We start from the raw sequence: 14,533 nt of genomic DNA on the forward strand, positions 1-14,533 counted from the left end.
TTTTTATTACTGAGTGTATGGACACAGAAAAAGCGAAGATCCATCCACAGATGGTGGATTTAAAAGCGCAATATTCAAGGTTAAAGAAGGAGGTGGATGCCGCCATGATGCAAGTGGTCGATTCGGCTCAGTATATCAACGGACCCCAGGTTCAGACCTTTGCCGATGCTTTAAAAAATTACCTTTCGGCAGAAGCGGTGGTCCCATGCGCCAATGGTACGGACGCTCTTCAGTTGGCCTTGATGGCATTGGATTTACAGCCGGGTGATGAGGTCATCACCACGGCTTTTTCCTTTGTGGCCTCAGCCGAAGTCATTGCCTTACTGGGATTAAAACCGGTGTTTGCCGACATCCACCCGGATACTTACAACATAGATGCCCGGGATATCGAACAGCGCATCACCGCTCAGACGAAAGTTATTTTGCCGGTCCATTTGTTTGGACAAACAGCGGACATGTCGGCCATCATGCAACTGGCCGATAAGCATGGTTTGTATGTGATAGAGGATGTGGCCCAGTCGCTGGGAGCCACCTGTTTTTATAAGGGGAAAGACCGACAGGCAGGTACCATCGGGCACATTGGTTGCACCTCCTTTTTTCCCTCTAAAAACCTGGGTTGTTTTGGTGATGGCGGCGCCTGTTTTACCAATGATCCGGCGCTGGCACAGCGCATGAAAATTATCTCGGCACATGGTTCCGCCAAGCCCTATTACTATGAACGGGTTGGTATTAATTCCCGTTTAGATACCTTGCAAGCCGCGGTGCTTAATGCCAAATTACCCTATCTGAACGCCTTTATATCCGAACGAAGAGAAGTGGCAGCGGTCTATAACGATTTATTAAAGGACGTGGTTCAGGTGGGGCTTCCGGCTGTTCGGGAAGACGCCTGGCATACTTACAATCAATATACCATCAGAGTGAGAAACGGGAAACGGGAGGCTTTGATGAAAGGTCTCGAAAAGATGGGTATTCCTTCCCGGATATACTATCCCCTGGCCTTGCATCAGCAAGCGGCCTTTGGTCGGTACGCCCCCGTTGGCCATGGATTAAAGCAGGCCGAAAAGGCTTGCCAGGAAGTATTATCTTTGCCCATGCATACCGAAATGTCGCCCGAAGAAGCGGCTTATATTGCCCGATCTGTAGCCGGATTATTAAAGGAATTATAAGAACCTATTGATAGAGATAATGATACACAAAAAAGCATGGATCCATGAATCCGCCATTGTGGACGATGACTGCGAAGTAGGCGCCGGAACCCGTATCTGGCACTTTTGTCACTTGATTAGTGGTTGCCAAATTGGGAAAGACTGCTCTTTGGGACAGAATGTGATGGTGGCCAAAGGGGTGGTTTTGGGAAACAATGTAAAGGTGCAGAACAATGTATCGCTGTACGAAGGTTTGTTTTGCGATGACGACGTGTTTATTGGTCCCTCAGCAGTCTTTACCAATGTGACCAATCCCCGGAGTGCGGTCAGCCGGAAGCATGAATATAAAAAAACCATCCTGAAGAAGGGCGTTACGGTGGGGGCCAATGCCACCGTTTTGTGTGGGGTGGAAGTGGGTGAATATGCCTTTATCGGCGCCGGTGCCGTGGTCACACAAAATGTGTTACCTTATTCTCTGGTTGTTGGTATTCCCGCACGTCATGCTGGATGGATGAGTGAGCATGGGCATCGCTTGCGCTTTCGTCCGGATGGCATTGCTGTTTGTCCGGAAACCAAAAATGAATACCGCTTTTTCTGTGGAAAGGTGGTTAAAATTGTGGACAAAAATGAGTAAGCCGATTAAGTTTGCCGTCATAGGTCTGGGCCATATTGGAAAACGCCATGCCGCCATGATTCAGGGGAATGAGCAGGCGCAACTGGTGGCTGTGTGTGATGTGCTGCCGGCGGGTGAAGTAGGGTGGGCGGACAGCGATCTTCCTTATTTCCGGTCGCTGGAGGACCTCCTGTCATCGGATGTGGCATTGGATGTGGTCAATGTTTGTACCCCAAACGGCTTCCATGCCCCACAAACGCTCTTAGCCCTGGAAGCCCGCAAACATGTAGTGGTTGAAAAGCCCATGGCTTTGCACAAAAAAGACGCCGAAGAAGTCATTTTTAAAGCCCTTCAGGTCTCGCGGCAGGTATTTACCGTGATGCAGAACCGTTATTCTCCGCCCGTCAGGTGGTTGAAGCAAATGATCACGGAAAACCGACTGGGGACTGTTTTTATGGTTCAAATGAATTGTTTCTGGAACCGCGACGATCGTTACTATCATAAGGATGGTTGGCACGGAACACCCGATCTGGACGGAGGGGTGCTGTTTACCCAATTTTCTCATTTCATGGACATCATGTATTGGTTGTTTGGCGACATTTGCCATATAAAGGGGAATTTCGGTAATTTTGCCCATCAACACTCTACCGCCTTTGAAGATGCCGGCAGTGTGGTGTTTGATTTTGTGAATGGCGGCCTGGGCAATATCAATTATGCCACAGCGGTGTGGGACCGCAACCTTGAAAGCAGTATTACCATTATCGGAGAAAAGGGAACGGTCAAAATTGCCGGTCAATACATGGATGAGGTAGCGGTGTGTCATGTTGCGGATTATCAGATGCCCGAACTGGAGTCGGTCAACCCGCCCAATGATTACGGCGGCTATAAAGGGTCGGCTTCCAACCATGCTGCGGTGATTGACAACGTGGTGCAAACCCTGAAGGGAACCACAGAAGTGGCCACCAATGCGTTGGAAGGGATGAAGATTGTAGATATCATTGAACGCATTTATGAAGTGAGAGGTCCCGGCCCATCGGTCAACAGATAGGAACAGGATCGTCCATCGAATAACTAAAGAATCATTTAAAAATAAGCATATGTTTCAGAATTTAATCAATAAGGATACCAAACTGTCGGTCATAGGACTGGGCTATGTGGCTTGCCCATTGCTTTGGAGTTTGCCCGGAAAATGCAGGTGGTGGGTTTTGATATCAAAGCGGATCGGGTGGAAAAGATGCGGCAAAGCATTGACCCCAGTGATGAGTTGGAAGCATCCGATTTTGAGGGTTGTGACATTCATTTTTCATGTCACCCTGAAGATCTTAAAGCCGCCACTTTCCATGTGGTGGCGGTTCCTACCCCAATTAATAAGCATAACCTGCCCGATTTAAATCCCTTGCTGAGTGCCACGAAAACCGTCGGCTCCATTCTTAAAAAAGGCGATTATGTGGTGTTTGAATCCACGGTTTATCCCGGTTGCACCGAAGAGGATTGTGTGCCCATTCTTGAAAGGGAATCGGGACTCCGTTTCAATGAGGATTTTAAGGTGGGATATTCTCCCGAGCGCATCAATCCGGGCGATAAGGAGCATACGCTGACCAAGATATTGAAAATTGTTTCGGGAAGCGATGCCGAAGCGCTGGAGGTGATTTCGGAGGTGTACGGTTCCATTATTAAAGCCGGTATTTATCAAGCCAGCTCCATAAAGGTGGCCGAGGCGGCTAAAATCATTGAAAATACCCAGCGGGATGTCAATATCGCCTTGATGAATGAGCTGTCGCTCATATTTAACCGCTTGAATATAAATACCTATGAAGTATTGGAGGCGGCGGGTACTAAATGGAATTTTTTAAAGTTTTTCCCCGGATTGGTGGGGGGACATTGCATTGGTGTGGATCCTTACTACCTGACTTATAAGGCCAGTGAATTGGGCATTCATTCTAAAATTATTACCGGTGGACGGGTGATCAATGATGGTATGGCCCCGCACATTGCCAATGAAATTGTGAAACGCCTGATTTCTGCCGGACATCCCATCAACGGTTCCCGGGTTTTGGTGATGGGGGCTACTTTTAAGGAGAACGTGAGCGACATTCGCAATTCAAAGGTGGCCGATCTGGTGCATGAGTTGCAATCGTTCAGTGTGAATGTGGAGGTGGTTGATCCGCACGCCTCCTCGGATGATTTGATGGAGGAATATGGCTACGGATTGGTGCCTGAACCTACCGGAAAATATGAAGCGATTGTAGTGGCGGTGAATCATGCCGACTATGTAAAAATGGAAGAATCGCATTTTGGAAGCTTTTTGCTTCCCAAAGGTCTGTTTGTGGATGTGAAGGGCGTATTTAGGGATAAAATCAAGCAGCTGGATTACTGGAGCTTGTAAACTATAGTCGAATGAAGTTATCGGGAAAGCAATACACAATGGTAGAGCGTCTGTTGGAATCATGGACCGATCAGGATTTGCTCTCCAGAGAGAAGGCCGATGAACTCAAGGAACACATGGAATTAAAGGTGGTCAACTGGAAGCGTGTGGCGCAAAACATGCTTGGGTTGGCCATTGTTTTTATGGTCATTGCCTTTCTGCACCTGGTGGCCGATGAATGGGTGTTGGAGGTTTTGGTCCGTTTTTTTGAGTTGTCGGATGCTTTTTTCATGTCCCTGTTACTGTTGTTGGCACTGGTTTTCCCGTGGATGGCATCCCGGGTAAAGCACAAAAGCGGTGCGCTCCGGGTTTCTGTGGAGGCTTTCTTGTTGTTGGGCATTATGTCTCTGGGCGGGGCCTGCTACTATGCGTCCACGGTTTTTGAACTGTCTGATTTCTGGAAAGTGGGCTGTGTTTTGTTGGTGGCCATCTATGGTTTGTTGGTGGCCCGATTGTTTTACGCTTCGGTCATCTGGCTGACCGGCTTAAGTGGTCTGACACTTTGGCTGGGGTTGGAAACAGCCCGATTGAGTGGTTGGGAGCCGCTGTTTTTGGGGATGACCTTTCAACTGAGGTTTTTGGTGATGTCTTTTCTGGCCCTGCTGCTGATGCACGGGCTGAGAAAAATGGTTTTGAAGAAGGTCTTTCGTATGGTCTCCTTTCAGTTTGTCTGGTTTGTTTTTTGGGTGGCTTTCTGGTTGTGTGCGCTGTTTGGAAATTATGCCTCCTGGGATGACTGGGAAGCGGTGAGTGCTTTACACTTGCTTCCCTGGGGCGTCATGATGGCCGTGGCAGCACTCTGGGTATGGCACCAGGGGGTGCAGAAGAAGCATCGACAGTGGGTCTGGATGGGCAGTATTGCCCTTTTTGCCGATGTGTATACCCAATACTTCCTGTTTCTTTGGGATCCGCTTCCGGCATCGCTCTTTTTCTTTTTGCTGGCCCTGTCTTTTTTTCTGGTGGGCCGCAAAGCAGAGGTCATTTGGGGCCGCCCCTAAATCAAACCCTGCCTACTCTTTTTTTCTGAAAATGTCCCGCATGCGGTCCAGTAGATTTTTGTCTTTGTCCTGTTCGGTGCTGTCCGTTTCTTCAGGCGCTGTTCTTTCAGAGCGATCGGGTCTGTTAAACAGCCTTTCAAAGAAATTCATTTCCTCTCTGGGCGTATAGTCTTCCAGATAGTCTTCACAGTCGAGCCGCACCAGCAAGTCCTCCGGTAAGGGATAAAACTGTTGCGTGCGAACAGCGCTGAAGGCCGATGTCTGCTCCGTTTTCTGCATGAAGCGGGCAAATATGGGCAAGGCCGTATGGGCCCCCTGTCCCAGCTCCGTTGTTCTGAACCGTATGCCCGGATTGGAGGCGCCCACCCAGGCGCCGGCGACGATGTTTGGTGTAAAGCCGACAAACCAGCCATCGGCATTGTTTTGTGTGGTACCCGTCTTCCCGCCGTAATCGCCTTGCAGGTGATACCGGCTATAGAGGCAGAACCGGTGCCTCTTTCAATAACACCCCGCAGTATCTGAACCATCATGCGTGCCGTTTCTTCATTGAAGGCTTCTTCCATAAAACCCGATGGTTCTGCTTCATACAGAACACGGCCTTCGGCATCTTCAATTTTTAGAATCAATACAGGTTTTTGGGCTCTTCCATAATTGGCGAAAGCCGTATAGGCCGTCACCATTTCCAACAGAGAAATGTCGGCCGTTCCCAGCGCAATGGACGGAACGGTAGGTATGGGACTGGTGATTCCCATGGCACGGGCCGTTGAGATGACACTGTTAACGCCTGTTTTGTTGATCACTTCAGCAGCAATGGTGTTCACCGAATGGATCAATCCACCCTTCATGGAGTAATACCCTTCGTGCTCGCCATCTGAATTGGCCGGTTCCCAGTTGTCGAATTGCTCATACACCCTCTGCTCGTTTGAGATGAATTCACAGGGGTCGTAGCCCTGATTGAGAGCTGTGGCATAGACAATGGGTTTAAAGGTAGATCCTACTTGTCGACGGGAGGTGACATGGTCGTATTTGAAATATTTAAAATCAACCCCGCCTACCCAGCTCAAAACATGGCCGGTGGACGGGTCCATCGCCACAAAACCGGTATGCAAAATGCGTAAGGCGCGCTTCAGGGAGTCGATGGGTGAAATGGTCATTTGCTGTTCCCCTTCATGGGTGTAGATGGTGGTGGGCACCTTCTTATTCAGCTCCTCAAGGATGGCCGCTTCCTCCAGCCCCTTGTCCCTAAGCAGCTGATAGCGGTCTGTTTTTCGAAGAGCAGTGTTAAATATTTCAGGATTGTGCTGCCAGGGATCCCGCCCTTTCCAATGTTCTTCAAACAGGTTTTGCAGGTAGTCCAGATGGTTTTTGGTGGCCGTAACGGCAAAGGACTGCAGTCGGGAGTCGATGGTGGTCCGGATGCGCAGGCCATCGGTGTAGATGTTATACGGAGACGCCGGATTTTGCTTCAGGATACTTTCGGCCTGCATTCTTACCTGTTCCATAAACCACGGGGCTGGCCCGTGGTTGCTATCCAATCGGGTATAGGTTGTTTTAATGGGGGCTTTTTTATAGGTGTCGGTTTCTTCTTGCGACAAAAAACCATTATCCTGCATGCGGTCGAGCACTACATTGCGGCGCAACATGGAACGTTCCGGATGGCGTCGCGGATTGTAGGCCGTGTTGGCAGCCAGCATGCCCACAAGTGTGGCGGCTTCCGGAGGGGTCAGACTGGAGGATGGCTTGGCAAAAAAACGGTTGGCGGCCACTTCAATACCATAAATATCCTCCCCAAAAGGAACCGTGTTGAGGTATAAACCGAGGATTTCTTCCTTGGAGAAATGTTTTTCCAAACGGGCCGCAATAAATATTTCCCGGATTTTATTGACCGGGAAAGAAAGGAAGCCAATTTTTCGGCGGGGATAGAGGTTTTTGGCCAATTGCTGACTGATGGTGCTGCCGCCGCCCTGACGGGTATCCCGTAACAGGATGGTTTTGACGAAAACACGCCCCAGACTGATGAAATCCAGGCCCTTATGTTCAAAGAAGCGACTGTCTTCCGTGGCTACAAGGGCATTCTTTATATGGATGGAAATGTGGTCATTATCGATGGTGAGCCGGTTCTGGATATAGTATTTACCCATCATGGCACCATCCGTGGAATAGACCACCGATGCGGTATGATTGCGAATGCCCCGGATGGATTCATTGTCGGAAGCTTCCCAAAGAGCCCCATATACACCAGCAAAACAAAAACGACGGATAAGGCTACCCCTGCAATAAGGAGCCTGATACTCCAGGCTAAAATCCTGCCTTTTAGGTTTTGACGCTCCTTGCCTGTCTGGGTTGGCTTGCTCCGTCTTTTTTTGGGTGGTCGCTTAAATGTCATTTTTCAATTGCTTTAAACCATGCCGCAGAGTTCTCAATGGCGTCTTTAATGGGGATAAAGGTATAATTAAATTGTTGCCTGAACTTTTCAGCCGAATATTTGGAGGAGGCCTGTGCCGAACGTGCCGAGTCTTTTGTGATGGCAGGAGCCTTGCCGGCGATGAAGCAAAGCACCAGATTGGCACGCCACCCCAATTCTGTAACCAGTCTGGACACTTTGATTTTGGGAGGACGGAGCTGCATGGCCCGGGCCACCATGGTAAAAAATGTTTTAAAGGAAAGATTTTCTCCGTTCAGGAGGTAGCGTTCGTTCATCACCTCGCTCTCCATTAACAGAGCCAGCGCCTTGGCCACGTCTCTGACATCTACAAAACCCGTCGCCCCCCCGGTAGAAGGGCATGCCCCTTTTTATGGAGTAGAACAGCCGTCCGCTGCTTCTGAGCCAGTTGACCGGACCAATAATGACGGTCGGGTTGACGATGACTACCGGGACGCCTTCTTTGGAGGCCCGCCAGACTTCCATTTCTGCTCTGAATTTGCTGTAGGAATAAGCGGATCGGTAATCGTCCGGCTGCCATTCAACCATTTCATCAATTTGGCGCCCATCCACCGATTTACCCAGCGACGCGACAGAACTTACATAACAGACTTTTTTAACCTGGCATTTGAGACAGGCGTTCATTAAATGGGCGGTGCCCTGCGTGTTGACCTCCAGCATCTTGTCTGATTCGCGTGGATTGAATGAAACCATGGCGGCGGAATGATACACCTGCTTAACGCCACGAAGGGCCTCTTCGAGGGCAAAATAATCGGATAATTCGGCCTCTATCCATTGAATACGCTCCAACAAGCGGTCGGCATCTTCGGTGTAAAATCTGAACAGTCGCTTCACTTCCTCAATGCTGCTGCTGTTGCGATAGATGGCTTTCACCTTTTCGCCTTTTTCGGTGAGGTGAAACAACAAATGTGATCCGACCAAACCTGTTCCGCCTGTAACTAATATCATAGGGTGAATTTTATTTCAGAAATTGTCACTAAATTAGCATTTTTAATGATATTATTTAAGATTAGCAGGTATGTTTTGAGCCTGCCCTAAAAATTAACAAGTATGTTTTCCGGAATTGTAGAAGAGGCTGCAACTGTAGTTGGGCTAAAAAAAGAGAAGGGCAATTTACACCTGACATTAAAATGCTCCTTTACCCATGAATTAAAAATCGACCAGAGTGTTTCGCACAACGGGGTTTGTCTCACTGTGGTGAATACCCAGGGAGATACCTATACCGTAACGGCCATTCAGGAAACCCTGGAAAAGTCCAATCTGGGCTTTCTGAAAGAGGGAGACCGGGTGAACCTTGAGCGCAGCATGATCATGAATGGGCGACTCGACGGCCATATTGTCCAGGGGCATGTCGATCAGACCGCTGAATGCCTGGAGGTTAAAGAGTCGGATGGCAGTTGGTATTTTACCTTCAGATATGACATCAACAAAGCCATGGCGGCACAGGGTTACATGACCGTTGAGAAGGGGTCTGTCTGCGTTAATGGCGTGAGTCTGACCGTGGTCAACAGTCGCGACGACCGGTTTTCAGTGGCCATCATACCCTATACCTACGAGTTTACCAATTTTCACCAGATCAAACCCGGAACCATCGTTAATCTCGAGTTTGATATTCTGGGTAAGTACATCAGTCGCCTGATGGCTTTAAAGGATTAATAGGTCACGTACCGCACTTTAAATACCGGGGGGTGGTCCGACACATTATTAAACAGTATAACTCTTTTAAAGCTGAACTGGGTGAAAGGAATGGTCAGATAAAAGGGGGTAACTTCCAGTTCACCCCTGGCTGCCTTCTCAAAATACGCCTGATTCATGCTAAAGGTATAGCTGTTATTTTCTGCATCGTAGCTGGCCGAAGAAAATCGGAAGGCCGGGATGTTTTCCCCATCTTTATCGACAGCAGAAGCGACAATAGGGATGTTGTTTTCGCTCCGGTGGGTTATCGAAAGGGTCGTATTGATAGGCGTAAACAAATCCGGGCTGTTGTGGAAAGTGTCTGCGTAAAAAATCAGATCTACCCCGCTAATGCCATACTTGGGGTCTGTACTTGTCAGTGAATCTGCCCATTCAGCGATCAGAGGCCGCAAGTCAATTTGCGCCTGGCTGCCTGCCATTCCCTGTATCATCAAACGCTCCGCGTTGGGTGTATTGACTTCAATTTTATCCGTATGGTCATGCTCAAAGCGGTTAAATGAACGGGCTTCGGGGTTGATGGGGAAGATGTAACGCATTTTTCTAACCTCCAGCAGTGTGCCTTCTTCGTCATCTTCACCTACCAGTTCACGAAATTCCTTGCGGTAGTGGAGGGTCAGATTGGTTAACTCATGTTCCAGATTTATCTTAATCAGGGAGCCTGGCCTTGTGGGATCAGCTGGATCAGTGGTGGTGATATACAAACCGTTAAACCGATTTTTTAAAAGGTTACGATCTTTCAGCTCATCCTCTGTCAGATTAAAAAGTTTGTCTCTTAGCTGATTGTCCAGTGTCAGGCTTATGACATTCACATAATTTTGAGACTGCCAGGTTGAATCGCTTAAAGTATCCGCAGCTGAAATGGTCTTTTGCCCCAAAAGCTGACTGTAGTATTTTCCAAGGATTTCAAAATCACTAAAATACCGGCTGTCAGAAAAGGCCGTATCCAGACGTTCAGCTAATTCATATACCTGAATGGTGTGTTCCGCTTCCGGATCACCATACCAGTTTTCAAACACATACGCCAGATTCAGCACCACCGAATCCGGAAAAAACTTGGCTTCATCAATTTCTCCGGTAGCCGGATCATACCGGAAGTCCGGTGGGTTGGCAGATAGTGTTACCTCTGTCACCATGTCGGCCTTGGTCCTTCCAAACATCGGATCGTTGAAATAACCGATGATGCCGTAAGGATACTGATTCATTGAACTGTTGTCCGACACGATGCTGTCGGGTACAAAGTTGCTTCCATATATGATGTTTTCTGTGCTGTTGGCACTCAGTAAATCAGAAGAAGGAAGTGCCTCAAGGCCAATTGTAGAAGGATCATTCTCACAACCATAGGTCAAAAAACCCATAAAAACTAATGCTCCTGTTAATTTCAAAAGCCTCTGGAATGTGTTCGGCATAAAACAATGATTATTTATTTTTCTGTTGTGTTGTTTAACTTATAATGAATCGTAAAAAGCATTGAATGCATCAATATAGGATTCACTGTCCTGGAAATCCAGAAATACTTTACCCGATTCTTTGGCATATTTTTCCACTTCAGGATTTATTTCCGGACTGGCCTTAATAACGCCATCTGACATGTTGATGGCCAGTTTGGAAAGGTTTTCAAAGCTGGGGTCCTCCAATAATTTAATGTCCTTTTCGGCGATGCCTAAGGCTTTCACCTTTGATTTTAATTCTTTATCCAGCGGATTGGTAAAACCATCATTGAAGATGGAATAGACCACTTTCGATTTGGCGAAAAAGGGATCGTCGTTCATGGTCTTTTTTATCAGCAATGGTGCCAGACCGGTGAACCAACCCTGGCAATGGACGATGTCCGGCGCCCATCGTAACTTTTTAATGGTTTCCAAAACGCCACGGGCAAAAAATATCGCCCGTTCATCGTTGTCAGCAAATTCAGTGCCATCCTCATCTACGGTGGTGAATTTTCTTTGAAAATAATCTTCGTTATCGATGAAATAAACTTGCATGCGGGCCGCCTGAATGGAGGCCACTTTTATGATCAACGGGTGGTCTGTATCGTTTATGATCAGGTTCATTCCGGACAAGCGGATGACTTCGTGAAGTTGGTTACGTCGCTCATTAATGGAGCCAAAGCGCGGCATAAAGGTTCGAATCTCTTTGTTCCTTTCCTGTATGCCTTGTGGCAGATTGCGCGATGATAATGACATTTCATTTTCGGACAGGTAGGGAGTAATTTCCTGGGAGATGAAAAGGACTTTGGTTTTTTCCATTGTTTTAAGAAAAGATGAAACATTTAGTCGCTCCATTTTGTGGGGTGACGGGTACAAAAGTACAAAAAATATGGTACTAAAACAAAGTTCCTTAGCTGCCGTGATTCAATGGCTTTCGCCTGACTGGTGGCCGAATCCCCAAATTTAATGTTCGCCGGTAAAGAATTTTTAATGATTGAATTTTTATTCTTTGGTTTTTATTCCTTTAATTTGCCGCGTTTTTCTTTAATAGTTGATATGGAAATATTGGAATCATCGTCTGAGCTGAGTGCCCGCATTCACGCCCTTAAAGAAGCCGGGAAAGTGATTGGCTTTGTGCTACTATGGGTGCCCTGCACCAGGGGCATTTGTCGCTGGCGATGGAGGCCGGGAAGCAATCCGATGTGGTCGTGGTGAGCATTTTTGTGAATCCCACCCAATTTAACAATCCGGCCGATTTGGAGCGTTACCCGCGTGATATTCAAAAAGATGCTGACATGTTGTCTGAAACACCCTGTGAACTTCTTTTTGTGCCAACTGTTAAAGAAGTATATCCCGAACCCGACAACAGGGTGTTTGATTTTGGACCGCTTGATAAGGTGATGGAAGGGCATTATCGCCCCGGCCATTTCAATGGGGTGGCACAGGTGGTCAGCAGACTGTTTGATCTGGTGAAGCCCGACAAAGCTTTTTTTGGCGAAAAAGACTTTCAGCAATTGGCCATCGTACGGGCATGGTGCGACAATTAAATGTCCCCGTTGAGATTGTCTCCTGCGCCATTATTCGCGAAGAAGACGGCTTGGCCATGAGCTCCAGAAATCAACTTTTATCCGATGCCCAACGAAAAAATGCACCGGTTATAGCACGTACTTTGTCAGAATCTTGTAATTTTGCACAGTCCCATAATGTTGCGGATACCATTGGTTTTGTCGTTGAAAGCATCAATGCATCACCGGAGTTGCAAGTCGAATACTTTGAGATAGTGGACGGGAATACTTTACAAACGGTCAACAGCTGGGACGAAAGTAATTATATAGTGGGATGTGTTGCAGTGTTTGCCGGTGAAATTAGGTTGATTGATAATGTGATTTACAGAAAGGGTATATCATGAACATTCATGTTGTGAAATCAAAGTTACACAACGTAACAGTTACAGAAGCTAACCTGAACTATGTCGGGAGCATTACCATTGATGAAGAATTGATGGAAGAGGCCCACATTCTCGAAAATGAGAAGGTCCAGGTGGTTAACAATAACAATGGGGAACGCATAGAAACCTATGTTATTAAAGGAAAACGGGGATCCGGTGTTATTTGCCTGAATGGGGCTGCTGCACGCAAAGCAGCCGTAGGAGATGTGGTCATCATTATTACCTATGCCATGATGTCCTGGGAAGAAGCCCAAACATTTAAGCCCATTTTTATTTTTCCGGATACAGCCACCAATAAGCTGATATAGGAGCGGCTTAAAAAACTTACGAAGAAATTACCAGCACCGGATTCTTATTCAGAGTCCGGTTTTTTTGTGTCTGCCATTTGTAAATTTCTTCCCATCTTTAGACTTTCATTCATTTCAGGATACTTTTTAATTTTATTATATGGCTAAGAGTAAATCGGTCTTTGTCTGCCAGAACTGTGGTTCGGAGTCCCCCAAATGGATTGGCAAATGCTACTCATGTGGTGAGTGGAACACCTTTGTGGAAGAGGTGGTAATGACCGGAAAATCCAAATCTGCGAGCCTGTCGGGTGCAGTGGAAGCACCCCGACAAAAGCCGGTTTCGGTCAACCAGGTAACGGTGGACGATCTGCCGCGCATTGATACAGGCATCGGGGAATTTAACCGTGTTTTGGGTGGTGGCATGGTTCCCGGCGCACTGGTTTTATTGGGTGGTGAGCCGGGCATTGGAAAATCGACCCTGGTTCTGCAAATGGCCCTGATGCTGACCGGGAAAAAGATTCTGTATGTATCGGGCGAAGAAAGCCCCCAGCAAATCAAGCTCAGGGCCAATCGCCTGGTTCCCAATCAGGGTGACCATTGCCTGGTGGTAAGCGAAACCTCCCTGGAGCGCATCATCAACCATATCAATCAGGTCAAGCCGGATTTGGTGATCATTGATTCGGTGCAGACTTTGGAGCGTGAAGGAGTGGAGTCGGCCCCGGGCAGCGTTTCCCAGATTCGGGAGTCTACCGCCGTGATACTCCGTCTGGCCAAAGAACAAAACCTGCCGGTTTTGCTCATCGGGCACATCAACAAGGAAGGCAGTCTGGCCGGTCCCAAAGTGCTGGAACACATGGTGGATGTGGTGCTTCAATTCGAAGGGGACCGCCATTATATGTACCGCATTTTGCGGTCCATTAAAAACCGGTTTGGCTCCACCTCAGAAATTGGCATTTTTGAAATGTTGAGTACCGGCTTGAGGGAAGTCTCCAACCCCAGTGAAATGTTGCTGGCCCATCAGGATGAGGACATGAGTGGCATTGCTATTTCGGCTGCCATTGAGGGCTTGCGGCCCTTTTTGATAGAAGTGCAGGCCCTGGCCAGTACGGCCGCCTACGGCACGCCACAGCGTTCTTCAACCGGTTTTGATTTGCGACGATTGAACATGTTGCTCGCCGTGCTCGAAAAGCGGGCCGGTTTTAAGCTCGCCGCCAAGGATGTTTTTCTCAACATTGCCGGCGGCTTAAAAGTCACTGATCCGGCCATCGACTTGTCGGTGGTCAGTGCCGTCCTCTCCTCCAATACAGACCTGCCCGTGTCACGGGAAATCTGCCTTACCGGAGAGGTGGGACTGTCCGGCGAAATCCGTCCGGTGACCCGCATTGAACAGCGCATCGGGGAGGCCGAAAAACTGGGTTTCAAATCCATCATCGTTCCCCGTTACAACAAAGGCATCGATTTTAAGAAATTCGACATCAAGGTGGTCCAGGCCGGAAAACTCGAAGAGGCCTTCCGACAGCTGTTTTCTTAACAGCTGCCGGAAGACCTCCTG

Annotated in this window: 14 protein-coding genes and 1 pseudogene; 10 read left to right on the plus strand and 5 right to left on the minus strand. The window is 48.0% G+C overall.

Translation table 11 applies throughout. The features are described 5' to 3' along the window. Positions 1 to 17: 17 nt before the first annotated feature. The 5 genes from JCM15548_RS08720 to JCM15548_RS08740 all read left to right on the plus strand — a co-directional run bounded on the left by JCM15548_RS08720 (position 18) and on the right by JCM15548_RS08740 (position 5,181). A complete protein-coding gene (locus JCM15548_RS08720; RefSeq protein ID WP_062124449.1) occupies positions 18 to 1,166 on the plus strand; it encodes a DegT/DnrJ/EryC1/StrS family aminotransferase in 1,149 nt (382 codons plus the stop codon). A gap of 19 nt (positions 1,167 to 1,185) precedes the next feature. Continuing rightward, on the plus strand, positions 1,186 to 1,779 hold the full coding sequence (locus JCM15548_RS08725) for an acyltransferase (protein WP_157482568.1): 594 nt from the start codon (positions 1,186 to 1,188) through the stop codon (positions 1,777 to 1,779). Continuing rightward, positions 1,772 to 2,806 carry a Gfo/Idh/MocA family protein gene (locus tag JCM15548_RS08730; RefSeq protein WP_062124453.1) on the plus strand — a complete coding sequence of 345 codons (1,035 nt, stop codon included), beginning with the start codon at positions 1,772 to 1,774 and terminating at the stop codon, positions 2,804 to 2,806. Before JCM15548_RS08725 ends, JCM15548_RS08730 begins: the two co-directional genes overlap by 8 nt. A 111-nt stretch (positions 2,807 to 2,917) precedes the next feature. Next, a complete protein-coding gene (locus JCM15548_RS08735) occupies positions 2,918 to 4,144 on the plus strand; it encodes a nucleotide sugar dehydrogenase (protein ID WP_227625623.1) in 1,227 nt (408 codons plus the stop codon). Between the two features lie 11 nt (positions 4,145 to 4,155). Then, complete coding sequence (locus JCM15548_RS08740; protein WP_062124454.1) at positions 4,156 to 5,181, plus strand: DUF2157 domain-containing protein; 1,026 nt, start codon at positions 4,156 to 4,158, stop codon at positions 5,179 to 5,181. Between the two features lie 146 nt (positions 5,182 to 5,327). On the opposite strand, the gene JCM15548_RS08745 is transcribed toward JCM15548_RS08740, so the two are convergent. The 3 genes from JCM15548_RS08745 to JCM15548_RS08750 form a co-directional block, all read right to left on the minus strand. Continuing rightward, positions 5,328 to 7,349, minus strand: coding sequence for a transglycosylase domain-containing protein (locus tag JCM15548_RS08745; RefSeq protein ID WP_157482570.1), 2,022 nt, complete (start codon positions 7,347 to 7,349; stop codon positions 5,328 to 5,330). 214 nt (positions 7,350 to 7,563) lie between these two features. Continuing rightward, positions 7,564 to 7,881 (minus strand): Rossmann-fold NAD(P)-binding domain-containing protein, encoded by a 318-nt coding sequence (locus tag JCM15548_RS23500; RefSeq protein WP_227625624.1) that lies wholly within the window; start codon positions 7,879 to 7,881, stop codon positions 7,564 to 7,566. Further along, positions 7,838 to 8,572 carry an NAD-dependent epimerase/dehydratase family protein gene (locus JCM15548_RS08750; protein ID WP_227625625.1) on the minus strand — a complete coding sequence of 245 codons (735 nt, stop codon included), beginning with the start codon at positions 8,570 to 8,572 and terminating at the stop codon, positions 7,838 to 7,840. The genes JCM15548_RS23500 and JCM15548_RS08750 overlap by 44 nt, the downstream gene beginning before the upstream one ends. Before the next feature lie 102 nt (positions 8,573 to 8,674). Here JCM15548_RS08750 and JCM15548_RS08755 point away from each other — a divergent pair, with 102 nt between their 5' ends. Beyond that, positions 8,675 to 9,280, plus strand: coding sequence for a riboflavin synthase (locus tag JCM15548_RS08755; RefSeq protein WP_062124456.1), 606 nt, complete (start codon positions 8,675 to 8,677; stop codon positions 9,278 to 9,280). Here the strand turns inward: JCM15548_RS08755 and JCM15548_RS08760 are convergent. After that, entirely contained in the window at positions 9,277 to 10,725 is a 1,449-nt protein-coding gene (locus JCM15548_RS08760; RefSeq protein ID WP_062124458.1) for a DUF4270 family protein, read from the minus strand. The two genes, JCM15548_RS08755 and JCM15548_RS08760, sit on opposite strands and share 4 nt — an antisense overlap. Positions 10,726 to 10,764: 39 nt before the next feature. Continuing rightward, on the minus strand, positions 10,765 to 11,565 hold the full coding sequence (locus tag JCM15548_RS08765) for a glycogen/starch synthase (RefSeq protein ID WP_062124460.1): 801 nt from the start codon (positions 11,563 to 11,565) through the stop codon (positions 10,765 to 10,767). A gap of 171 nt (positions 11,566 to 11,736) precedes the next feature. On the opposite strand from JCM15548_RS08765, the gene JCM15548_RS23505 reads away from it, so the two are divergent. The 4 genes and pseudogenes from JCM15548_RS23505 to radA all read left to right on the plus strand — a co-directional run bounded on the left by JCM15548_RS23505 (position 11,737) and on the right by radA (position 14,512). Beyond that, the gene (locus JCM15548_RS23505) at positions 11,737 to 11,961 is read left to right on the plus strand and encodes a hypothetical protein (protein WP_227625626.1); all 225 of its coding nucleotides are present in this window, start codon (positions 11,737 to 11,739) and stop codon (positions 11,959 to 11,961) included. After that, positions 11,925 to 12,655, plus strand: a pseudogene (gene panC, locus JCM15548_RS08770) (pantoate--beta-alanine ligase). Before JCM15548_RS23505 ends, panC begins: the two are co-directional and overlap by 37 nt. A gap of 11 nt (positions 12,656 to 12,666) precedes the next feature. Further along, on the plus strand, positions 12,667 to 13,002 hold the full coding sequence (gene panD, locus JCM15548_RS08775) for an aspartate 1-decarboxylase (protein ID WP_305047380.1): 336 nt from the start codon (positions 12,667 to 12,669) through the stop codon (positions 13,000 to 13,002). Between the two features lie 139 nt (positions 13,003 to 13,141). After that, positions 13,142 to 14,512 (plus strand): DNA repair protein RadA, encoded by a 1,371-nt coding sequence (radA, locus tag JCM15548_RS08780; RefSeq protein ID WP_062124464.1) that lies wholly within the window; start codon positions 13,142 to 13,144, stop codon positions 14,510 to 14,512. Positions 14,513 to 14,533 lie beyond the last annotated feature (21 nt).

The sequence above is a fragment of the Geofilum rubicundum JCM 15548 genome, from assembly GCF_000974365.1.
GTDB lineage: Bacteria > Bacteroidota > Bacteroidia > Bacteroidales > Marinilabiliaceae > Geofilum > Geofilum rubicundum.

Coding starts and splice junctions, on each gene's coding strand:
- JCM15548_RS08720 (WP_062124449.1), top strand. CDS start 18: ATGGACACAGAAAAAGCGAAGATCCATCCACAGATGGTGGATTTAAAA.
- JCM15548_RS08725 (WP_157482568.1), top strand. CDS start 1,186: ATGATACACAAAAAAGCATGGATCCATGAATCCGCCATTGTGGACGAT.
- JCM15548_RS08730 (WP_062124453.1), top strand. CDS start 1,772: ATGAGTAAGCCGATTAAGTTTGCCGTCATAGGTCTGGGCCATATTGGA.
- JCM15548_RS08740 (WP_062124454.1), top strand. CDS start 4,156: ATGAAGTTATCGGGAAAGCAATACACAATGGTAGAGCGTCTGTTGGAA.
- JCM15548_RS23500 (WP_227625624.1), bottom strand. CDS start 7,881: ATGAACGAACGCTACCTCCTGAACGGAGAAAATCTTTCCTTTAAAACA.
- JCM15548_RS08750 (WP_227625625.1), bottom strand. CDS start 8,572: ATGATATTAGTTACAGGCGGAACAGGTTTGGTCGGATCACATTTGTTG.
- JCM15548_RS08755 (WP_062124456.1), top strand. CDS start 8,675: ATGTTTTCCGGAATTGTAGAAGAGGCTGCAACTGTAGTTGGGCTAAAA.
- JCM15548_RS08760 (WP_062124458.1), bottom strand. CDS start 10,725: ATGCCGAACACATTCCAGAGGCTTTTGAAATTAACAGGAGCATTAGTT.
- JCM15548_RS08765 (WP_062124460.1), bottom strand. CDS start 11,565: ATGGAAAAAACCAAAGTCCTTTTCATCTCCCAGGAAATTACTCCCTAC.
- JCM15548_RS23505 (WP_227625626.1), top strand. CDS start 11,737: ATGATTGAATTTTTATTCTTTGGTTTTTATTCCTTTAATTTGCCGCGT.
- radA (WP_062124464.1), top strand. CDS start 13,142: ATGGCTAAGAGTAAATCGGTCTTTGTCTGCCAGAACTGTGGTTCGGAG.